Raw genomic sequence first — 20,887 nt, 5'->3', positions numbered from 1 at the left:
GGGGGATCATCCTAGAGTTGGGTGCGTGTTCGACTCAGTTCTCGTGGCCAACCGTGGTGAAATCGCCCGCCGGATCATCCGTACGGTGCGGGGCATGGGGCTGCGCGCCGTCGCGGTCCACTCCGAGGCGGACGCCGACCTGCCGTTCGTGCGTGAGGCCGACGACGCCGTGCTCCTCGGCCCCGCGAACCCGGCCCAGAGTTACCTCGACATCGACAAGGTCCTCCAGGCCGCCCGTGCGACGGGAGCGCGGGCGGTCCACCCCGGATACGGGTTCCTCGCGGAGAACGCCGCGTTCGCCCGCGCGGTGATCGAGGCCGGGCTCGTCTGGATCGGCCCTGACCCCAAGGCCATCGAGCAGATGGGCGACAAGATCAACGCCCGCAACCTGATGGAGGCCGCGGGCGTGCCGGTCGCCGCCGGGACCAGGGAGCCGGTCTCCGACCTCGCGCAGGCCCGGCGGGCCGCCGAGGAGATCGGGTACCCCGTGATGGTGAAGGCGGCCGGCGGGGGCGGCGGGATCGGCATGGGCGTGGCGCGCGACGACGAGTCGCTGGCCAAGGCGTTCGAGCAGGCCTGCCGTGCGGCCGCCCGCTTCGGCGGCGAGCCGGCCATCCTGCTTGAGCGCTACATCGAGCGGGCCAGGCACGTCGAGGTGCAGATCCTCGGCCTCGCCGACGGCACCGTGGTCGCCCTGGGCGAGCGCGACTGCTCGGTCCAGCGGCGCCACCAGAAGGTCGTGGAGGAGAGCCCGTCCCCCGGCGTGACCCCGGAGCTGCGCGAGCGGATGCTCGCGGCGGCCGTACGGGCGGGGGAGGCGGTGTCCTATCGCGGCGCGGGCACGGTGGAGTGCCTGGTGGACGCGGACGCCCAGGACTTCGTCTTCCTGGAGATGAACACCCGGCTCCAGGTGGAGCACCCCGTCACCGAACTGGTCACCGGCCTCGACCTCGTGGAGCACCAGATCCGCGTCGCGGCCGGCGAGGTCTACTCCGTCGAGCCGCGGGTGAGCGGCCACGCGATCGAGTTCCGCGTTTACGCCGAGGACCCCCGCAGGTTCCTGCCCGGCCCTGGCAAGATCGGTGTATGGGAGGAGCCGGCGGGCGAGGGGGTGCGCATCGATTCGGGGTACGCGGCGGGCAACACCGTCACGCCGTTCTACGATCCGCTGATGGCCAAGCTCTGCGTCACCGGCGCCACCCGCGAGGAGGCGCTGGAGCGGGGCCGTGAGGCCGTCGCCGGGTTCCGCGTCGAGGGCCCGAAGCACAACCTGCCGTTCTGCGCCGAGTTGCTCGACCATCCCGAGTTCGTGAGCGGGGACTATGACACCGGGCTGGTCGCCCGGATGAGAAAAGCCTGATCTGCTGGATTATTTGAGGGGAGTTCCCGGGTGGCCGAGGTGCGCGCCGAGATGGTGGCGAACGTCTGGAAGATCGTTGTGAGCGAGGGCGAGGTCGTCGAGGAGGGCGACACCCTTGTGATCCTGGAGTCGATGAAGATGGAGATCCCCGTCCTCGCCGAGGACGCGGGGACCGTCTCGAAGCTTCACGTGCAGGAGGGCGACGTCGTCCAGGAGGGAGACGTGATCGCCGTCATCGAGTAGAGCGGGCCGGACGTTCACCGACGGGAGAGGAACCGCTCCCGGTCGACGACGACCCGCTCGATCGTGCCCGTGGCGACCAGGGCGCCGGTCTTGTCGACGGCCCTGACGGAGAAGACGAGCCGCCTGCCGTCCACCTCCGTGAGCTCGACGCCGATCTCGACGTGCATCCCGACCGGGCTGGGCAGACGGTGCTCGATCAGCACCCTGGTCCCCACCGTGGTCTGCCCCGGCTCCAGGTGATGCTGGACGGCCTTGACCGTGGCCCCCTCGGCGAACGACAGCAGCCGCGGCGTGCCCAGCACCGGCACGTCGCCGCTGCCGACCCGGATCGCCGTGTCCTCGCGCTCCACCATGATGAGGACTTCGGCGTGCAGACCTGGAGCGATACTCATGCGGGTCAGCCTATTGGGTCGTCATTCCCCGACGCCGGTGGAGACCGCGAGGCAACTAAAAGGGGCCGGGAAGCGTCTTAATTGGCAGCGGGGACTCCATGATGCTTTCCAGGCGGCGGAGGCGGGCAGCGGTTAGGGTGGTGCACTGTGGACCTCTACTGCGATCACTGCGGCCGTCCGGCCGGAAACGGTGATCACGCGGCCTGCCTGGCCGCCAGGGCGATGGAGCCACCGCGTTACTGCCCGCACTGCCGCCGCCGCATGGTCGTCCAGGTCACGCCCAGGAACTGGACGGCACGGTGTTCGGTGCACGGTAGTACGGGCGGATAACAGGTAGGCTCGACCTTCGATCCCCCGAGCCTGGATCCCTTACGCGTACAGGGTTCCGTGAACTTGTCGTTATCTACCCGCGACACGAACCTGCTTTGTTGGACACCTTCGGGGGTCGATTCACTTAGGGGGTACGGGGCGCAAATGGTGGCCCAAGGCATGACCCTGGCTGGGCGTTACCGGTTGGACGCCCGGCTCGGCGCCGGGGGCATGGGCGAGGTATGGCGTGGCGAGGACACCGTCCTCGCGCGCACCGTCGCCGTCAAGGTGCTTCTCCCCGGTCGTCTCGACGACCCCGGATTCGCCGTGCGCTTCCAGGGCGAAGCCCGGGCGATGGCGACCGTCAACCACCCCGGCGTCGTCGACGTCTACGACTACGGGGTCACCGAGGTCCCCGGCGACGGCTCCACCGCGTACCTGGTCATGCGGTTCGTCGACGGCGAGCCTCTCGACCGCCTGCTGATGCGCCTCGGCCGCATCGGCGCCGAGCCCGCGATGGAGCTCATCGCGCAGGCGGCCTCCGCCCTCCAGGCCGTGCACGAACGGGGAATCGTGCACCGGGACGTCAAACCGGGCAACCTGCTGGTGCGGTCCGACGGCACGCTGGTGCTGACCGACTTCGGGATCGCCCGCGCCGACCAGGGCAGCCGCCTCACCGACGCCGGAATGGTGCTCGGCACCGCGGCCTACTGCGCGCCGGAGCAGGCCGAGGGCGCTCCGGTCACGCCCGCCGTCGACATCTACGCGCTGGGCGTGGTGGCGTACGAGTGCCTGGCCGGGCAGCGTCCCTTCGACGGCGACTCGCCGGTGACGATCGCGCTCAAGCACATCCGCGAGGAGCCGCCGCCGCTGCCGCCGGACGTGCCGCCCGCCGTCCGGGCCATCGTCGAACGGGCGATGTCGAAGGACCCGGCCCGCCGCTGGCCGTCCGCCGCCGCGATGAGCCAGGCGGCCCGGCAGTCGGTGCTGGCCCCGGGGACGGTGGTTCCGGACGCCGCGCCACCCTACGGGCCGCAGGGCCTGGCCGGAGGGGGGTACGGCCCGCAGGGCGTCACCGGGGCCCAGGCCGTCACGGGCATGGGGGCCCCGCCCGCCCCCACAGGCGCGCCCACCCAGGCAGGTCCCTACCAGGTGGCACCGGAGGCCGTCCCGGCCACCGGTGCCACCTACCGTGTCACGCGCGAGTCCTGGAACGACGCCCCGGCCGTGCCGCCGGCGACCGTCGCCTCCCCGCAGCAGGGCTCTCGTACGGCGCGGCGCGCGGCGCAGCGGTCCAAGAAGGGCCGGGGGATGCCGGTCGCGGCCGGGGTGGCGGGGTTCGCCGTCGTCGGCGGCCTGGCCGTCCTCGGCATCAACATGGCCTCGGCCGGATCCGGGACCCCCGAGCCACCCGCTCAGTCCCTGAACGTGATCACCCCGTCGCCGTCGCCGACGCCGACGCGGGCCATCTCGCGGCCCCCTGCGAGGCCGTCCCAGGACGTGCCGGTGACGCGGCCGAGCCCGACCAAGACCAGGAAGCCGAGTCCCACGCCGAGCCCGACTCCCAGCCCGTCGCCGCACCGCACCGCATCGCCGACGCCCTCGCCGAGCTCGACCAAGGGCATGGTCAAGGTGCCTCACTTGCAGGACCTGCCGGAGAGCTCCGCACTGGCGCGGCTCAACATGCTGGGTCTCACCCCGAAACCCGTCTACGACGGCGAGGGGGAGTGCAAGGGGACGGTCGTCAGCCAGAAGCCGGCGGCGAACACGCTCGTCAAGGAGGGCACGGCGGTCACGTTCACCGTGAAGAAGGACTGCCCGCCCCCCTCGCCCAGCCCGTCGCCCAGCTCGGCCGCGAGCCGCTCTCCCGCGACGTCCTGAGCTCCACTTCGGGGCGTCCCGGACTGGTCCGGCGGCTCGTCATGTGTGGCCGTACGGGGTGCGGGGGCGGTAGTGCTCTTCCAGCCTGGATTTCTCCGCCGGGGTGAGCGCCACGTCGACGGCGGCGACGGCGTCGTCCACATGACCGGTTCTGGTGGCTCCAACTATCGACGCGGAAACCGTCGGGTGGGCGAGCGTCCACGCCAGCGCGATCTGGGCGGGTGGCAGGCCACGCTCGGCGGCGATCGCGCGCAGCGCGCCGATGACGAGGTCGTCGCCGTCGATCGAGCGCGACCTGCCGCGCTCCGCCGCCGCCCGGTCGGTGTCGCGGGGGCCGGTGGCGGCCAGGACGCCCCGGGCCAGCGGGCTGTAGGGCAGGACACCCACCCGCTGATCCGCGCACAGCGGCAGCATCTCGCGTTCCTCCTCTCGATACAGGAGGTTGTAGCGAGTCTGCATGGACACGAACCGGGTGAGACCGTGACGTTCGGCGGCGTGCTGGGCCTTGGCGAACTGCCAGGCGTACATCAGGGAGGCGCCGGCATAGCGCACCTTGCCCGATCGGACCAGGTCGTCGAGGGCCGCCATCGTCTCCTCGATCGGGGTTTCCGCGTCCCACCGGTGGACCTGGTAGAGGTCGATGTGATCGGTGCCGAGACGGGTGAGCGAGGCGTCGACGGCCGACATGATGTGCTTGCGCGACAGCCCGCCGTCGTTGGGGCCCGGCCCCATGGGGTAGTAGACCTTGGTGGCCAGCACGTAGTCGTCGCGCCTGGCGAACAGTGCGCGCAGCAGGCGGCCGGTCACCTCCTCGCCGGCGCCGTCGCCGTACATGTCGGCCGTGTCGAAGAAGGTGACGCCGGCCTCGACCGCGCGCCGGACGATCGGCTCGGCGCGGTCCCGGTCGAGGCTCCACGAGAGTGCCGAGGGGGCGCCGTAGCTCATCATGCCCAGCGCGACTCTCGACACCTTCAGGCCTGAAGATCCCAGGCGCACGTATCGCACTCGTCAATCCCTCGACGGGTTGTACGGGGTCGGGGGGAGGACCGCCGGGCTCCGCCCGGGTGTCACGGGCGGAGCCGTACGCGCGGTCACACTCCGGTCGTGTTGCGGGGGTAGGCGATCGCCGGGTCGGTGGCGATGTTCACCAGATAGGGCACGCCGGAGTCGAAGGCGCGGCGCAGCGCCGGGCCGATCTCGCCCGGCGACGTGACGAGCTCCCCGCCGCCGCCGAGCGCGGTGACGACCTGGTCGTAGCGGCACTGCGGCTGGAGTTCGGCCGCCACGTCGTAGCCGTACAGCATCTGCATGGGGTGCTTCTCCAGGCCCCACATGCCGTTGTTGCCGCAGATCATGACGACCGGCAGGCGGTGGCGCACCAGCGTGTCGACGTCCATCAGCGAAAAGCCCGCCGCGCCGTCGCCCAGCAGCAGCACGACCTGCGACGACGGCCTCGCCAGACGTGCCGCGATGGAGTAGCCGAGCCCGGTGCCGAGGCAGCCGTACGGGCCGGGGTCGAGCCAGTTGCCGGGCCTGCGCGGCTCGACGTACTTGCCGGCGTAGGAGACGAAGTCGCCGCCGTCGCCGATGACGACCGCGTCGTCGGCGAGCACCTTGTTGAGCTCGCCGTAGATGCGCATCGGGTGGATCGGGTCGGCGTCGGACTCCAGCAGGGCCGCGTCCCCGGCGGTCGCCGCCGCCGCGGCCTCGCCCAGCCTGCTCACCCACGGCTCGTACGCCTTGGGGTTCACTCCGGCGGCCCCGCAGGCCGCGGACAGCCCCCAGAAGATGACCGACAGATCCCCGGCGGCCGACCCGGACAGGCCGGTGTGCGTCGCGAGCTGGGAGGGCGCGTCGGCGATGTGGACGACCCTGGCGAGCGGCGCGCCCTCCTTGCCGCCGAACCAGCCGTACGCGAGGCGGAAGTCGAGCGGGGTGCCGACCACGATGACGAGGTCGGCCTGGCCGAAGGCGGCGCCCCGGGCGCGGGTGACCAGCAGCTCGTGCCCGGCGGGCAGGATGCCCCGGCCCTGGCCGTTGGGGACGACGGGCAGGCGCCACTCCTCGGCGAAGTCCCGCGCGGCCTCCTCGGCGCGCTCCATCCACACGTCCGAGCCGAGCACCAGCACCGGGCGCTCGGCCTCGGCGAGCAGCCTCGCGATGTCGGCGAGCGCCTCGGGGTCGGGCTCCAGCGGCGACGGGGTCAGCGTCTCCGAGACGTACTCGGGCGACGGGGAGAACAGGTCGTCCATGTGGAAGTCCAGGAACACCGGGCCGCGATGCGGGGCCAGGGCCGTGCGGAAGGCCATCTCGACGTCCTGCCCGATGGAGTCCGCGCCCGACCCGGTGAAGGCGAGCTTGGTGATGGGCTCGAACAGCGGTGGATGGTCCATCTCCTGCAGTGCCCCGGAGCCCCAGCGTGAGCGCGGGGCGCGCCCGCCGAGCACGACGACCGGGGAGCCGTTGAAGTGAGCGGTGGCGACCCCCGAGACGCCGTTGGTGACGCCGGGGCCGGCTGTGAGCACGGCGAGGCCGGGCTGCCGGGTCAGCCGGGCCGTCGCCTCGGCCGCGAACACCGCGCTCTGCTCGTGGCGCACGTCCAGGATGCGCATGTTCTGATGGACGGCCCCGTCGTACAAGGGGAAGACGTGCCCACCGGACAGCGTGAACATCGTGTCCACGCCGTAGGCCTGGGAGACGGCGACGGCGATGTCGCCTGCGTGTTTGGGGGACTCCATAGGGTGAAACCTACCAGTCGGTCAGTAACCGGAACAGATGGGCGGCCAATGCCCTCCAGCCACAGGAGAACCTCGGTCACTCCCGCTGATGCCCGGTGTCGCCGCGACTACTCCGCCCCTACGGGCTGGGATTCCAGCCGATCGCCCGCCGACGGCGTCAGAGGGTCTGGGAGAGCGCCTTGACGGGCATCTTGAGGTCGGCGAGCAGCTCCAGATCGCGCTCGGGCGTGCGGCCCAGGGTGGTCAGGTAGTTGCCGACGATGATGGCGTTGACGCCGCCCAGCATGCCGTCCCTCGTGCCGAGGTCGCCCAGGGTCAGCTCGCGGCCCCCGGCGTACCGCAGGATCGTGCGCGGCAGGGCGAGGCGGAACGTGCCGATCGTCTTCAGCGCCTCGGTGCCCTCGACGACGGGCTGGTCGGCGAACGGCGTGCCCGGGCGGGGGTTGAGGAAGTTGAGCGGCACCTCGTCGGGCTCCAGCTCGCCCAGCTGGGCGGCGAACTCGGCCCGCTGCTCCAGGGTCTCTCCCATGCCGACGATGCCGCCGCAGCACAGCTCCATGCCCGCCTCCCGGATCATGAGGCAGGTGTCCCAGCGCTCCTCCCAGGTGTGCGTGGTGACCACGCGGGGGAAGTGCGACCGGGCGGTCTCCAGGTTGTGGTTGTAGCGGTGGACCCCCATCTCGGCCAGCTCGTCCACCTGCGTCTGGGTGAGCATGCCGAGCGAGCAGGCCACGTTGATGTCGACCGCCTCGCGGATCGCCCGCACGCCCTCGCGGACCTGGTCCATCAGCCGCCGGTCCGGTCCGCGCACGGCCGCGACGATGCAGAACTCCGTCGCCCCGGTCGCGGCCGTCTCGACGGCCGCCCGGACGAGCGAGGGGATGTCGAGCCAGGCCGCGCGCACCGGGGAGGAGAACTGGCCGGACTGCGAGCAGAAGTGGCAGTCCTCCGGGCAGCCGCCGGTCTTGAGCGAGACGATCCCCTCCACCTCGACCTCGGGACCGCACCACTTCATCCGCACCTCGTGCGCCAGCGCGAGCAGGTCGGGCAGGCGCTCGTCCGGCAGCGTCAGGCACTCGAGCGCCTGGGCCGCGTCGAGGCCCCTGCCCTCGTCCAGAACCTGAACGCGGGCGATCTCCAGGATGTCGGTCTTCACGCGGCACTCCCGTCGGTCCTCGGCGGCACCCCTGTCACAGGGGCAGCTTAAGGGTCGAGCGGAATCTGGCCGGGTCGAACATGCCGCCGAGGGCGGGAGCGATTCCGGCGCGGGCGGCGCGGGCGAACGCCTCCCTGCCGAGCGCGCCCGCGCCCTCCGGCAAAGCGCCCGACAGCGGCCGGGCGGCGAGCATCTCCAGGTCGGCGACGTTCGACCGCTCGGCAAGCCCCGGATCGGCCGGCCAGGACCCGATCACCACGCCCGCCAGGTCGAGGCCCCGGCCCGCCACGGCCTCGAGCGTCAGCGCCGTGTGGTTGAGCGTGCCCAGCGCGGCGCGCGTCACCACGAGGACGGGAGCGTGCAGCCGCCGCGCCAGGTCCGCGAGCGTGCCGCCCTCCTCGTCGTAGCGGACCAGCAGCCCCCCGGCGCCCTCGACGAGCACCAGCCGGTGCGACTCGGCCAGCTCCTCGATCCGCGCCGCCGCGGAGGCGAGCGACAGCGGCGGCATGCCCGAGACGCGGGCCGCAGCGGCGGGGGAGAGCGGATCGGGATACCGCGTCATCTCGAAGGTCGTCGTCACCCCCGACAGGCGGATCACCTCGTCGAGGTCCCCGGGCTCCCCGGCCGCCACCCCGGTCTGCGCCGGCTTCACCACCGCGACCGTCGCGCCCCGCTCCCTGGCCAGTACGGCGAGCGCGGCCGTCACCACCGTCTTGCCGACCTCGGTGTCCGTTCCGGTCACAACGAGAATGCTCACTGTGTTTCCCGCTTCGCTGTCGGGGCGCTCACTTCCGCCATCTTCCCTCGTCGTTCGGGAGTTCGTTCCTCACTCCCTCTCTCCTCAGTCCAGATTGGCGGCGCGCCCCTCGGCTCGCTCGGTGTTTCCCGCTTCGCTGTCGGGGCGCTCACTTCCGCCATCTTCCCTCGTCGTTCGGGAGTTCGTTCCTCACTCCCTCTCTCCTCAGTCCAGATTGGCGGCGCGCCCCTCGGCTCGCTCGGTGTTTCCCGCTTCGCTGTCGGGGCGCTCGCTCGGATTTTCCTCAGGGGCGGCGGAGGCGGGTGACGAACTTGTAGCGGTCGCCGCGGTAGAGCGACTGGGCGTACTCGACGGGGTTGCCGTCGGCGTCGAAGGCGTGCCGGGTCAGCAGCAGCATGGGCAGGCCGACGTCCACTCCCAGCACCTGCGCGTCGTACGGCGTGGCGAGCACGGTCTCGATGACCTCCTCGGCGTCGGTCAGCCGCACGTTGTAGGCGTTGTGCAGGGTCTCGTAGAGCGAGGAGTGCACCTCCAGCTCGCGCCGCAGGCGGGGGAACCGGCGGGCGGACAGGTGCGTGGTGTCGATGGACATCGGCTCGCCGTTGGCCAGGCGCAGGCGGTGGATCCGCAGGACCCGGCCGCCGGGGTTGATGGCCAGCCGCCGTCCGAGCGCCTCGTCGGCGGTGATGTAGCTGATGTCGAGGATCTTGGTGTCCGGCTCCAGGCCGACCGTGCGCAGGTCGCCTGTGTAGGAGGTGAGCTGGAGGACCTGGGCGACCTTGGGCTGAGCGACGAACGTCCCCTTGCCCTGGATGCGCAGCAGCCTCCCCTCGACCACGAGCTCCGACAGCGCCTGCCGGACCGTCGTCCGGGAGGTCTCGAAGCGCACCGCCAGGGCGCGCTCGGGCGGGAGCGCGCTGCCCGCGGGCAGGCTCTTGGTGAGCTCCAGAAGACTGCGCTTCACGTCGTAGTACTTCGGAACCCGGGGAGAGTCCTCGCTGTGCTCCGTCACCTGTCCACCTTCAACTCGCCCAACTCAGGCAACATCGTCAACTCGGCCACAGCGGTGAGCGCACCCCGGACCACCGCGAGATCATCGGACCTCAGATCGGCCCTCGCGGTCAACCGCAGACAGGACCGGCCCCGAGGCACCGATGGTGGGCGGAAGCATCCCACGCGGACCCCGAGTTCCGCACACAGGGCTCCCGCTGACAGGGCGAGCCTGGGCGAGCCGAGCACGACCGGCACCACGGCGGCCGCCGGGTCGGCCGTCTCCAGGCCGAGCTCGCGGGCCAGCACGGCCAGCTCCCCGGCTCGCTGCCGAGCACGTCCGGGCAGGTCGGCGGTGCTTTCCAGGATCTCGAGAGCGGCCAGGGCGGCACCGGCGCAGGCCGGTGCGAGGCCGGTGTCGAAGATGAACGACCGGCCGGTGTCCACGAGCGTGCCGATCACCTCGGGGGCGCCCAGGACGGCGCCGCCCTGGGATCCCAGGGACTTCGACAACGTGACCGTTCTCACAACGTCCGCACATCCGGCGAGGCCCGCCGCGTGCACCGCGCCCCTGCCGTGGTCGCCCACCACGCCGAGCGCGTGGGCCTCGTCCACCACCAGCAGCGCGCCGTGCCGTACGGCCGCCTCGTGCAGGGCGCGCAGCGGCGCCAGGTCGCCGTCGACGGAGAAGACGGCGTCGGTGACGACGAGGGCGTGCTCCTCGGCACGCTCGGCGAGGGCCTTGTCCACCGCCTCGGCGTCCCCGTGCGGCGTGACCACGACCCGTGACCGCGACAGGCGGCAGGCGTCCACGATCGAGGCGTGGTTGCCGGCGTCCGAGACGATCAGGCCGCCCCGCCCGAGTGCGGCGACCGCGGCGAGGTTGGCGAGGTAGCCCGAGGAGAACACAAGGGCCCGGGCCGCTCCGGTGAACGCCGCGAGCCGGTCCTCCAGCTCGGCGTGGAGCCGGGTGGAGCCGGTGACCAGACGCGATCCCGTCGAGCCCGCCCCCCACTCCCGGGTGGCCCGTACGGCCGCCTCGACGAGCCGCTCGTCCCGCGAGAGCCCCAGATAGTCGTTGGAGGCCAGGTCGAGCAGACCGTCGTGGTCGGGCGTGCGCGGGCGGAGGGTGCGGCGCAGGCCCGCCGCCTCCCGCTCGGCGGCGGCCGCGCGCAGTCTGTCCAACGGCCCTGTCATGAGGTGCATCTTGCCAGGTGGAGATGGTCGATTCGCTTTCGACCCGGACGGCGGCGCATCATGCACTCGTGCCGACTCTCAGCGACCTGGTGTCGCGCCACACCGCACTCGACTCCGCCGACGTCGACTGGATCCACTCGCTGGTCTCGGACTGGCAGCTGCTCGCCGATCTGTCGTTCGCCGACCTCATACTGTGGGTGCCCGACCAGGGTGGCACGAGGTGGGTGGCGGTGGCCCAGATGCGGCCCACGACCGGCCCCACCGTCTACCACGACGACGTCGTGGGCATGTCCATGGCCACCGGGGAGCGGCCGCTGATCGACGTGGCCTGGGCCGAGCACCGCATCTGCAGGGAGGGCGACCCCGACTGGTCCAGCGGCGTGCCGGTGCGCGAGGAGACGATCCCGGTGCGGCGGGGCAAGGACGGCCCGATCATCGGGGTCATCCAGCGCTCGACCAACCTGTCGTCGGCGCGTACTCCGTCCCGCCTGGAGCTGACCTACCTGCAGAGCGCGTCCGATCTGGCGCAGATGGTGGCCGAGGGCAGGTTCCCCTTCGCCGAGGAGGAGCCGATCCTGGTCAGGTCGCCCCGGGTGGGCGACGGCCTGCTCCGCCTGGACAAGGCCGGACGGGTCACCTACGCCTCGCCCAACGCGCTGTCGGCCTACCGCAGGCTCGGCCTGCACGCCGACCTCGTGGGGGCGGACCTGGGGAAGACGACCGCCGACCTGTGCTACTCCGACGAGCCGATCAACGAGGACCTGATGGTCGTCGCCAGCGGGCGGGCCCCCAGGGAGACCGAGGTGGAGAACGGCGGCACGGTCGTGCAGCTACGGGCGATCCCGCTGATCGTCGGTGGTGGCCGCATCGGCGCGCTGGTGCTGATCCGCGACGTGACCGAGCTGCGGCGGCGCGAGCGGGAACTGCTCACCAAGGACGCGACGATCCGCGAGATCCACCACCGGGTCAAGAACAACCTGCAGACGGTGGCCGCACTGCTGCGGCTCCAGGCGCGCCGGCTGAACAACCCGGAGGGCCAGGAGGCGCTGAACGAGGCCGTACGGCGGGTCGGGTCGATCGCGATCGTCCACGAGATCCTCGCCCAGATGCCGGAGGAGATGGTCGAGTTCGACGACATCGCCGACCGGGTCATCGCGATGACGGCGGAGGTGGCGCTGGCGCAGGTGGCGATCAAGCGGGTCGGCAGCTTCGGCGTGCTGCCCGCCGCGGTCGCGACCCCCATCGCCATGGTGCTGACCGAGCTGCTGCAGAACGCGGTCGAGCACGGGTTCGCCCACTCCTCCGGGAACGTCCAGGTCCTCGTCTCCCGGGACGCCGACCGGCTGGAGTTCACGGTGGCCGACGACGGCAAGGGCCTGCCCGAGGACTTCGACCTGGAAGCCACGGGGAGCCTCGGTCTTCAGATCGTCCGTACGCTGGTCGTCGGCGAACTGTCGGGCCGCCTGGGTGTGGACAGGAGAGACAGCGGGGGCACCGAGGTCAACCTCAGCATCCCGGTGCAGTCGGGCTGATCTCCCGCAGGGCCTGGGTTCCCCCGCAGGGCCTGGGTATCACAGCGCGTCGGTCTCCCGCAGGCGCCTTGGGCTCGCGGGACGCTCCACAGGGGGTCCCGCTGTGCGGGACCAGTGTGGGGGATGCCATAGTGGACGCGATGCGTTGGTGGACAGACGGCCCTATGGGCGGGAGGCTACGCGGCCGTCCCGGCCGGGCTCCGATGCCCCGCGATTCGGTGAATGCCATGACAGGCACTCACCGAAGGCGTTCGCGTGCGGCGGGGGAGTCAGACGGCGGCGCGGGCGCGGGCGCGAGCCGTACGGCGCTTGAGGGCGCGACGCTCATCCTCGCTGAGCCCGCCCCAGACTCCGGCGTCCTGGCCCGACTCGAGGGCCCACTTGAGACAGGACTCGACGACCGTGCATCGCCGGCATACCTGCTTGGCCTCTTCGATCTGCATGAGCGCCGGACCAGTGTTCCCGATCGGGAAGAACAGTTCGGGGTCCACGTCACGGCAGGCAGCGCGGTGGCGCCAGTCCATGCGTTCCACTCCTTCGTCAAGTGGAGCCTCCGTGGCTCCTCTGGCCGTCAACTTTGTGAACTCTTTCACTAGCTGATGCGAACGACCACCCGGATCCTGGGTGGGGGCCGGGCTCGTCCGCGTGATCGCCGGGGCTCCTCACGGAGGCTGTGGTCTCCGTAAAGGTCCTACGTTCCGACGTCGTGTTCAGCTTTTCAGCCGTTCCAACACCACACAAGAGGTTTGGGACAAGGTTTTGCCCGTCGTGGCTGTCGGATGCGTCACACTATGACTACATGTAACAGGCTAGACGAGGACTTGTAACGCGTCCGGGATAGCACGGAAGATCACCCACTCGTGTTCTCCCAGGTAGTCGCCGTCGAGCTGGAAGGCGACCGGGCGGGAGGCGTGGAGGGTGAACTCGGCCTCGTCATGGATCTGAACGAGGTGTTTACCGCGCGGCAATCCCCGGTGTTCGCCGATGATCTGCCGGACGAACGCGAGCACGGTCGGCAGGCTCATCTTCCGGAGCCCCAGCATGTCGAGCCCCGTCTCGAAACCGGCCCACGGCGTCGGGTTGATCGGACGTGTGCCGGCGTATGTCCACGGCGACGTGTTGGACACGATCGCCATGAAAATCCCATCCTCTGTCGGCCGGCCGGGACGCGTCAGCCGGATCGCCGGCCGCCGGCGGTCCGTCACGAAGAAGTGGCGGATCGTCGTGTTCACGTAGAGAGCGGGCAGCGCGCGATGCCCCGCGCTCCGCAGGCCCTCCACGGCTCGGACGACCTCGGCGTCGTATCCCAGCCCAGCACAAAATGTGAAATATCTAGACCTTTGCTGGTCAGGTGGCGCATCTGCCCCCGGGTCCGGGCCCGAAACCTCATCGTGCCAAATTGCCTGTCCCAAACCGATGGTCCGGCGGCGTCCTTCGCGTAGCGCCTCCAGCACGGCGCCGGTCGCCTCGACCGGATTGTTGGGCAGCCCGAGGGCGCGGGCGAAGACGTTGGCGCTGCCCCCGGGGATCACGATGAGCGCGGGCCGTTCGCTCGCGTCGCCGGCGGGGCGGGCGTCGAGCAGGCCGTTGACGGTCTCGTTGATCGTGCCGTCACCGCCGAGGACCGCGACCGCGTCGAAACCCTTGGCGTGCGCGGTGGCCGCGAGCGCGGTCGCGTGCCCGCGGTAGGCGGTCTCCTCGACCGACAGGTCGACGGCGGCGCCGAGCGCCCGGATCAGTACGTCCCGGGTACGCCGGTGCGTCGAGGTCGCCTTGGGATTGACGAGGAGGAGTGCCCGCATGCCTGAAGGTTAACGAACGGTTTACCGCTCGTGCCGGGTGACGCCTCCTCGGAGGGGCGCACGTGTCTGCGGGTAGGGTTGGGCGGTGTGATCAGCAGTTCCGTCGGCCGCCCCGGCACCCTGACCGTGGCCGCCGCCGTTCTGGCCGCGGAGGGCCTGCTCGCCCTCGCCTTGGGCGCCTATGTCGGCGTCGAGACCGTGATCGGCAAACCCACCGACATGGTCACCAGCATCGCAGTGGCCGGGTTCGGCGTGCTCGGCGGCGTGCTGCTGTTCTGGGTGGCCTGGGGCGTGTGGCAGGTGCTGCGCTGGAGCCGGGGCCCGGCCGTGGTGACGCAGATATTCGCGCTTCCGGTGGCGATCAGCCTCATCCAGTCCGCGCAGTACGCGTTCGGCGTCCCGCTCATCGCCGCGGCGGCGGTCGCCCTGGTCGCGCTGCTCGCGCCGGCCTCCACCCACGCCCTCATGGGCGAGGACGGCGCGCGCTGAACAGAAGGCAGCTAAGAAGGCACCGGAGCCGTCACCGGCCGCCGACCGGGCGCCGCCGGGGGGAGCGCGGCGTCGCGGTCGTCGATCACCGATCGTCGCGGGCCGCCCGGGCCGGACGATCAGTCCTCGGCGGTGAGGCCCTCACGGAGCTGGGCCAGGGTCCTGGCGAGCAGCCGGGACACGTGCATCTGCGAGATTCCCAGCTCGGTGGCGATCTGTGACTGCGTCATGTTGCCGAAGAAACGCAGCAGCAGGATCCGCTTCTCACGCGGAGGCAGGCGCTCGAGCAGCGGCTTGAGCGACTCGCGATACTCCACGCCCTCCAGCGACTCGTCCACGATGCCGAGCGAGTCGGACACGGCGGGAGCGTCGTCGTCGCCGGAGTCCGGCGCGTCGAGCGACACGGTGGAGTAGGCGTTGGCCGACTCCAGGCCCTCCAGGACCTCCTCCTCGCTCATGCCCAGATGGGCGGCGAGCTCGGCGACCGTGGGCGCCCGGCTCTCCCGCTGCGACAGCTCGCTTATCGCCTTGGTGAGCGAGAGCTTCAGCTCCTGCAGCCGGCGCGGCACGCGGACCGCCCAGCCCTTGTCGCGGAAGTGCCGCTTGATCTCGCCGACGATGGTCGGGGTGGCGTACGTGGAGAACTCCACGCCGCGTGCCAGGTCGAAACGGTCGATCGACTTGATCAGCCCGATCGTGGCGACCTGCGTGAGGTCGTCGAGCCATTCACCCCGGTTGCGGAAGCGGCGGGCCAGGTACTCCACCAGTGGCAGGTGGAGCTCGACCAGCTCGTCGCGGATGCGCTGGCGCCTCGGGTCGTCCGGCGGGAGCTCCGACAGCTCGGCGAAGAGTGTGCGCGCGCGTACGCGGTCCGGCACCGCCGAGTCGCCGGAGGTCATCGCACTCGTCCTTTCCGTCATCACGACGGCCTCGCCGTGCTCCGGCGCTTACGCAGCACGATCGCCAGGTGGTCGGCGTGATCGGAGATGGCGTCCACGTCGTCGGCCAGCGCGGTCAGCACCATCCAGGCGAAGTCCTCCCGGTTGGGCGAGCTGACGCCGAGCGTGTTGACCTCGACGCGAACCGTCATCTCCTGGCCCGTGAGTTCGAACTCCGCGAGGAGGTCCGTTCCGGGCACGGCGTGCCGCAGCAACATGGCGCACGCCTCGTCGACGGCGATGCGCAGGTCCTCGATCTGGTCGAGGGTGAAGTCGAGCCGTGCGGCGAGCCCGGCGGTTGCCGTGCGCAGCACGGACAGGTAGGCGCTCACGGCGGGCAGCCGGACACTCACAGCATCGCGAATCCCGGTCAGATCCACCGCAGGCGTCTCGGTTTCCTCGGTCACGTTCCTCCTCGCCCCTTCAGCCGGCTGAGTGCCGCTGACTGCAACCTACCGCCACTCGCGCGGTGCTGCCCTGGCTGGACGCGCTGATTGTGGCGTTCCTTGGAGGTAACTGCACGTAAATTCCGTACTACCGAATATGGAGTTTGTATGGGCCTTGGGATGATCTGGCCCCGCGCGGCCGTGGAGGCCGTGCGGGGCCCGAGATCCCGGGGCTCAGGCGGCCTTGGTCTCCCAGAAGATCTTGGCGATCTCGTCGATCTTCGCGAGGAGGTCGTCGGCCAGAGAGGGGTCGACGGTGCCCTTGGCACCGGCGGCGCCGGCGAGCTTCGTGGCGTCCCAGAAGAGCTGGTGGAGCTGCGGGTACTGCTCCAGGTGCGGGGGCTTGAAGTAGTCGGTCCACAGCACCCACAGGTGATGCTTGACCAGCTCGGCCCGCTGTTCCTTGATGATCAGCGCGCGGGTCCTGAAGACCGGGTCGTCGTTGTCGGCGTACTTCTTAATGATCGCCTTCACCGACTCGGCCTCGATGCGGGCCTGCGCCGGGTCGTAGACCCCGCACGGCAGGTCGCAGTGGGCGGACACCTCGTGCCGGGGTCGCAGCAGTCGTGCGAGCATCGGAATCCTTCCTTAGGAATGCTGGTGACAGCACTGTTCCAGGACCGACCTTACTCGTCTCGAAATCACTGTGCGGAGGGGGATGTGCTCACCGCCGTGTGTGTCTCCGGCGACTCGATGCTGCCCGCGTTGCGGCCCGGAGACTGGCTGCTGGTACGGCTCGGCGCCCCCGTCCGCCCGGGCGACGTGGTGGTCGCCAGGCGGCCGCACGGGCTGATCGTCAAGCGGGCCTTCCGGCTCACCGGCGACGGCTGGTGGCTGGAGAGCGACAACCAGTCGGCCCCCGGGCGCCGCGACAGCTGGGACTTCGGCGCCGTGCCCGAGGAGGACGTCGTCGGCAGGGTCGTGCTGCGGTACTGGCCACGGCCCGCGCTGCGCTTCCCCGCGCCGGCCGCCTGACCGCGCCCCCGGAGGCCGCCCGGCGCCTGGCCGGGCGCCTCGCTTGCGTGCCCGGGTCAGGCGCCCCGCTTGCGCGCCCGGTAGGCGGCCACGTTGGCCCGGCTGGCGCACCGCTCCGAGCAGTAGCGGCGCGACCGGTTGGAGGAGGTGTCGAGGTAGGCGTTGCGGCACGGCGTCGCCTGGCAGATGCCGAGCCGGTCCACGCCGAGCCGGGTCACGACGCTGGCCAGGCCCATGACCGACCCGACCGCGAGGGCGTCGGCGACCCGGCCGCCCTCGGTCAGGTGCAGGTGCCAGGGCTGCCCGTCGTGCCCCGAGATCTGCGGATGCACGGGATGGCGGACCAGCAGCCCGTTGAGCCGCTCGACCACATCCGCGTCGTCGCCCTCGGCGGCGGACGCGAAGACCTCCGCGAGCTCGTCGCGCAGCTCGCACAGCGCGTCGATGTCACGGCGGGTGAGGCGGGCGGCCGCCTCCGTGCGGCCCGTCTCCTCCAGCAGGGCTCGCAGGGAGAAGGGGTTTTTGAGTTCGTCGCCCATGTTGACCAGCTGAACGGCCAGCTCGGCGTAAGACGTCAAGTCCACTGGGGCGCCCAAATACGTAAGAGATCACTGGCAAAGCCGAGTATTACACGCCCGATGGCCTGGGGGAACACCTGGGCGTCCACCGATATGTGACCCGATCGGGCAGGGGCGCTTGTCACTTCCTGTGGCACAATCAGGGAACGGGTGACCCCCGTACCCCCCTCAAGAGACGACCGTCAACGACGACGGCCTCCGGCGGCTACCGAAGCCAGGGCTCTCGTTCTCTTGACGGCGTCTACCGAAGGAACTCGTCCTTTCGACACTGGGGTCGCTGTGACCGTTACACCTGTCTCCTTGGAATCTCTCGACCTGGATCCCGCTTTCGCGCTGCACCGCGGCGGCAAGCTGGAGGTCCGCTCCACCGTCCCGGTCCGCGACGCCGACGACCTGTCGCTCGCGTACACGCCGGGGGTGGCCCGCGTCTGCACCGCCATCGCCGACAACCCGGACCTGGTCAACGACTACACCTGGGTCTCCAACGTCGTGGCCGTGGTCTCCGACGGCACCGCCGTCCTGGGGCTCGGCGACATCGGGCCGGCCGCGGCCATGCCCGTCATGGAGGGCAAGGCCCTGCTGTTCAAGCAGTTCGCCGACGTCGACGCGGTGCCGATCTGCATCGACTGCACCGACGTGGACGCGATCGTCGAGACCGTGGTCAGGCTCGCGCCGTCGTTCGGCGGCATCAACCTGGAGGACATCAGCGCCCCCCGCTGCTTCGAGGTGGAGGAGCGCCTGCGGGCGCTTCTCGACATCCCCGTCTTCCACGACGACCAGCACGGCACCGCGATCGTGGTCCTCGCCGCGCTGCGCAACGCGGCCCGCCTCACCGGGCGGTCCCTCGGCGACCTGCGCGCGGTCGTGGCCGGCGCCGGCGCCTCCGGCGTCGCCGTGTCGCGGATCCTGCTGAACGCGGGGATCGGCGACATCGCGGTCTCCGACTCCAAGGGCGTCATCCACGCCGGCCGCGAGGACCTGAACCCGGTGAAGCGGGCGCTGGCCCGCGACACCAACAAGGCCCGCCTGTCCGGGTCGACCGAGCAGGCGCTCGCCGGCGCCGACGTGTTCGTCGGCCTGTCCGGGTCGACGGTCGCGGAGCAGGCCATCGCGGCGATGGCGCCCGACTCGATCGTGTTCGCGCTGTCCAACCCCACCCCGGAGGTGGACCCCGCGGTGGCGGGCCGGCACGCCCGCGTCGTCGCCACGGGCCGGTCCGACTACCCCAACCAGATCAACAACGTGCTGGCCTTCCCCGGGGTCTTCCGCGGTGCGCTCGACGTCCGCGCCACGACGATCACGGAGAACATGAAGGTGGCGGCGGCGGACGCGCTGGCGGCCGTGGTCGGGGACGACCTCGCCGAGAGCTACGTCATCCCCTCGCCGTTCGACGCCCGGGTCGCGCCCGCGGTGATCGCCGCCGTGGCGCGGCAGGCCCGGGAGGACGGCGTCGCCCGCAAGTAGCCGTCCTCCGGCAGCCCCCGGACGGCACGGACGTAGGCACGGATGTAGGCACGGACCCTGAAGGGCCGCGCACCGCGCGACACGCGTGGTGCGCGGCCCTTGGTCGTTCCTTGTCGGCCTCTCCTCGTCAAGACCGTCAAACATTTGGGAATCCCTTTAGGTCCTCACGGTAAGTGCTATAAAGAAAGCTCTCCGTAACCAACTCGGCTATTGCCTGTCCCGGTTGGAGAGCGATGCGACGTGACCCCAACCGCCTGCTCCAGCAGCACCTCACCGAAGCCGGACTGTCCCGCAAGGGCCTGGCCCGGCGGCTCAACGGTCTCGGCTTGGCCCGGGGGCTGCGGGGGATGCGGTACGACCACGGTTCCGTGCTGCGCTGGATCGGCGGACGCCGCCCGCGCGAACCGGTTCCCGGCCTGCTGGCCGAGATCTTCTCGCTGCGGCTGGGGCGGCAGGTGTCCAGAGAGGACATCGGCATGCCGCGCGGAACGGTCCCCGCCGATCTGGGACAGGAGTTCCCCCATTCGTGGGAGGAGGGTGTGGCAAGCGTGACAGCACTGTGGAGGGCCGACGTCGAGCGGCGCAGGTTCCTGCTCGACTCCACCTTCGCCCTGGGAGCGGGCTCGGCGGGCATGTTCCGCTGGCTGGCGGCGCCCGACGGGGAGCGGCTCTCCGCGAACGGGCCCCGTCGGGTCGGGCCCTCTGACGTGGCCGCGATCCGCGAGGTCACCCGGTCGTTCGGCGAGCTGGACAACCGGTTCGGCGGAGGCAGCATCCGCGGCCCGGTCGTGCGCTACCTGCACACCGCCGTGACGCCGCTGCTGCGCGAGGGCGCGTACGGCGAGGCCACCGGGCGCTCGCTGGCGACCGCGGCGGCCGAGCTGACCCGGCTGGCGGGATGGATGGCCTACGACCTGGAGCAGCACGGGCTGGCCCAGCGCTACCTGATCCAGGCGCTCGGCCTGGCGCGCGGCGCGGGCGACCACGCCCTGTGCGGCGAGATCCTGGCCGGGATGAGCCACCAGGCCGTCTACATCGGGCATCCCCGGCACGCGCTGGAGCTGGCCAGGGCGGCCGTCGCGGCGGCCCGGCGCTCGGGGGTCGGCACGCTGCTGGCCGAGGCCCGGGTGCTGGAGGCGCACGCCCTGGCCCTGCTCGGGGAGCGCACGGCGTGCGGCGGCGCGCTGCACGAGGCTGAGGTCGCCTTCGACCGGCGCAAACCCCAGAACGAGCCCGGCTGGATCGGCTACTTCGACGAGGCCTACCTGGCCGCGAAGTCGGCCCACTGCCTGCGCGACCTCGGCGACGGGACGCGGGCCGTACGGCACGCCCGGCGCTCGCTGGTGATGGACGGGCGCTATGTGCGGGGCAAGATGTTCAACCTCTCGCTGCTCGCCACGGCGCTCATCCAGGAGGGCGAGCTGGAGGAGGCGTGCCAGGCGGCGTCGTCGGCCCTCGACCTGGCCGGCAACATCCAGTCGGCGCGCACCCGGACGTACGTGGCGGACATGTGCCGCCGGTTCGCGCCGTACGCCGCGGAGCCGCGGGTGGCGGAGCTGCTGGAGCGCGGCCGGGGCCGCCGAGGGAGCGGGGAGAGCGCGGGCAGGCAGAGCGCGAGCAGGGAAACGGTCGGCGTCTGA

The 20,887-nt window shown here is 71.2% G+C and carries 21 protein-coding genes; 8 read left to right on the top strand and 13 right to left on the bottom strand.

The genetic code is table 11. The features are described from left to right. Window positions 1-25 precede the first annotated feature (25 nt). Window positions 26-1,360, top strand: a complete 1,335-nt coding sequence (locus tag FLW16_RS37650; protein WP_142565695.1) for an acetyl/propionyl/methylcrotonyl-CoA carboxylase subunit alpha — start codon at window positions 26-28, stop codon at window positions 1,358-1,360. A 30-nt stretch (window positions 1,361-1,390) separates the two neighbouring features. Beyond that, window positions 1,391-1,603: a biotin/lipoyl-binding carrier protein gene (locus FLW16_RS45670; RefSeq protein ID WP_142565693.1), complete on the top strand. Its 213-nt coding sequence runs from the start codon at window positions 1,391-1,393 to the stop codon at window positions 1,601-1,603. A 14-nt stretch (window positions 1,604-1,617) separates the two neighbouring features. Here FLW16_RS45670 and FLW16_RS37640 read toward each other — a convergent pair whose 3' ends face one another. Further along, on the bottom strand, window positions 1,618-1,995 hold the full coding sequence (locus tag FLW16_RS37640) for a thioesterase family protein (RefSeq protein WP_142565691.1): 378 nt from the start codon (window positions 1,993-1,995) through the stop codon (window positions 1,618-1,620). Between the two features lie 489 nt (window positions 1,996-2,484). Between FLW16_RS37640 and FLW16_RS37630 the strand changes: the two genes are divergently transcribed. After that, window positions 2,485-4,185, top strand: coding sequence for a serine/threonine-protein kinase (locus FLW16_RS37630; protein WP_260616025.1), 1,701 nt, complete (start codon window positions 2,485-2,487; stop codon window positions 4,183-4,185). A gap of 39 nt (window positions 4,186-4,224) precedes the next feature. Here FLW16_RS37630 and FLW16_RS37625 read toward each other — a convergent pair whose 3' ends face one another. From FLW16_RS37625 to FLW16_RS37600, 6 genes are all read right to left on the bottom strand, one after another. Further along, complete coding sequence (locus FLW16_RS37625; RefSeq protein WP_142565685.1) at window positions 4,225-5,190, bottom strand: aldo/keto reductase; 966 nt, start codon at window positions 5,188-5,190, stop codon at window positions 4,225-4,227. Between the two features lie 86 nt (window positions 5,191-5,276). Next, on the bottom strand, window positions 5,277-6,923 hold the full coding sequence (locus tag FLW16_RS37620; protein WP_142565683.1) for an acetolactate synthase: 1,647 nt from the start codon (window positions 6,921-6,923) through the stop codon (window positions 5,277-5,279). 157 nt (window positions 6,924-7,080) lie between these two features. Then, window positions 7,081-8,079 carry a biotin synthase BioB gene (gene bioB, locus FLW16_RS37615; RefSeq protein WP_142565681.1) on the bottom strand — a complete coding sequence of 333 codons (999 nt, stop codon included), beginning with the start codon at window positions 8,077-8,079 and terminating at the stop codon, window positions 7,081-7,083. Window positions 8,080-8,113: 34 nt separating this feature from the next. Continuing rightward, window positions 8,114-8,836, bottom strand: coding sequence for a dethiobiotin synthase (bioD, locus tag FLW16_RS37610; protein ID WP_142565679.1), 723 nt, complete (start codon window positions 8,834-8,836; stop codon window positions 8,114-8,116). A 283-nt stretch (window positions 8,837-9,119) separates the two neighbouring features. Continuing rightward, entirely contained in the window at window positions 9,120-9,848 is a 729-nt protein-coding gene (locus tag FLW16_RS37605) for a GntR family transcriptional regulator (RefSeq protein WP_142565677.1), read from the bottom strand. Continuing rightward, window positions 9,845-11,023: an 8-amino-7-oxononanoate synthase gene (locus tag FLW16_RS37600; RefSeq protein WP_142565675.1), complete on the bottom strand. Its 1,179-nt coding sequence runs from the start codon at window positions 11,021-11,023 to the stop codon at window positions 9,845-9,847. The genes FLW16_RS37605 and FLW16_RS37600 overlap by 4 nt, the downstream gene beginning before the upstream one ends. Window positions 11,024-11,091: 68 nt before the next feature. Here FLW16_RS37600 and FLW16_RS37595 point away from each other — a divergent pair, with 68 nt between their 5' ends. Beyond that, window positions 11,092-12,555 carry a PAS domain-containing sensor histidine kinase gene (locus FLW16_RS37595; RefSeq protein WP_142565673.1) on the top strand — a complete coding sequence of 488 codons (1,464 nt, stop codon included), beginning with the start codon at window positions 11,092-11,094 and terminating at the stop codon, window positions 12,553-12,555. Window positions 12,556-12,824: 269 nt separating this feature from the next. On the opposite strand, the gene FLW16_RS37590 is transcribed toward FLW16_RS37595, so the two are convergent. Next, window positions 12,825-13,079 carry a WhiB family transcriptional regulator gene (locus FLW16_RS37590; RefSeq protein WP_139580373.1) on the bottom strand — a complete coding sequence of 85 codons (255 nt, stop codon included), beginning with the start codon at window positions 13,077-13,079 and terminating at the stop codon, window positions 12,825-12,827. Window positions 13,080-13,364: 285 nt separating this feature from the next. Beyond that, a complete protein-coding gene (locus tag FLW16_RS37585; RefSeq protein WP_142565671.1) occupies window positions 13,365-14,357 on the bottom strand; it encodes a diacylglycerol kinase family protein in 993 nt (330 codons plus the stop codon). Window positions 14,358-14,444: 87 nt separating this feature from the next. On the opposite strand from FLW16_RS37585, the gene FLW16_RS37580 reads away from it, so the two are divergent. Beyond that, complete coding sequence (locus FLW16_RS37580; RefSeq protein ID WP_260616024.1) at window positions 14,445-14,846, top strand: hypothetical protein; 402 nt, start codon at window positions 14,445-14,447, stop codon at window positions 14,844-14,846. Between the two features lie 119 nt (window positions 14,847-14,965). Here the strand turns inward: FLW16_RS37580 and FLW16_RS37575 are convergent, their stop codons facing one another. From FLW16_RS37575 to sodN, 3 genes are all read right to left on the bottom strand, one after another. Continuing rightward, window positions 14,966-15,766 (bottom strand): RNA polymerase sigma factor SigF, encoded by an 801-nt coding sequence (locus FLW16_RS37575; RefSeq protein ID WP_139580371.1) that lies wholly within the window; start codon window positions 15,764-15,766, stop codon window positions 14,966-14,968. Next, window positions 15,766-16,191, bottom strand: coding sequence for an ATP-binding protein (locus FLW16_RS37570; RefSeq protein WP_079316287.1), 426 nt, complete (start codon window positions 16,189-16,191; stop codon window positions 15,766-15,768). Before FLW16_RS37570 ends, FLW16_RS37575 begins: the two co-directional genes overlap by 1 nt. Before the next feature lie 213 nt (window positions 16,192-16,404). Then, on the bottom strand, window positions 16,405-16,806 hold the full coding sequence (gene sodN / locus FLW16_RS37565) for a superoxide dismutase, Ni (RefSeq protein WP_139580370.1): 402 nt from the start codon (window positions 16,804-16,806) through the stop codon (window positions 16,405-16,407). An 84-nt stretch (window positions 16,807-16,890) separates the two neighbouring features. Here sodN and FLW16_RS37560 point away from each other — a divergent pair, with 84 nt between their 5' ends. After that, a complete protein-coding gene (locus FLW16_RS37560) occupies window positions 16,891-17,205 on the top strand; it encodes a S24 family peptidase (protein ID WP_240809467.1) in 315 nt (104 codons plus the stop codon). A gap of 56 nt (window positions 17,206-17,261) precedes the next feature. On the opposite strand, the gene FLW16_RS37555 is transcribed toward FLW16_RS37560, so the two are convergent. Continuing rightward, window positions 17,262-17,789: a CGNR zinc finger domain-containing protein gene (locus tag FLW16_RS37555; protein ID WP_142565669.1), complete on the bottom strand. Its 528-nt coding sequence runs from the start codon at window positions 17,787-17,789 to the stop codon at window positions 17,262-17,264. A 294-nt stretch (window positions 17,790-18,083) separates the two neighbouring features. On the opposite strand from FLW16_RS37555, the gene FLW16_RS37550 reads away from it, so the two are divergent. Next, window positions 18,084-19,247: an NADP-dependent malic enzyme gene (locus tag FLW16_RS37550; protein ID WP_260616020.1), complete on the top strand. Its 1,164-nt coding sequence runs from the start codon at window positions 18,084-18,086 to the stop codon at window positions 19,245-19,247. A gap of 233 nt (window positions 19,248-19,480) precedes the next feature. Then, a complete protein-coding gene (locus FLW16_RS37545) occupies window positions 19,481-20,887 on the top strand; it encodes a hypothetical protein (RefSeq protein WP_142565665.1) in 1,407 nt (468 codons plus the stop codon).

The organism is Microbispora sp. KK1-11 (genome assembly GCF_006874435.1).
Taxonomy (GTDB): domain Bacteria; phylum Actinomycetota; class Actinomycetes; order Streptosporangiales; family Streptosporangiaceae; genus Microbispora; species Microbispora catharanthi.
Note: the sequence above shows the minus strand (reverse complement) of the source record. Positions and strands in the feature narration are given on the sequence as shown.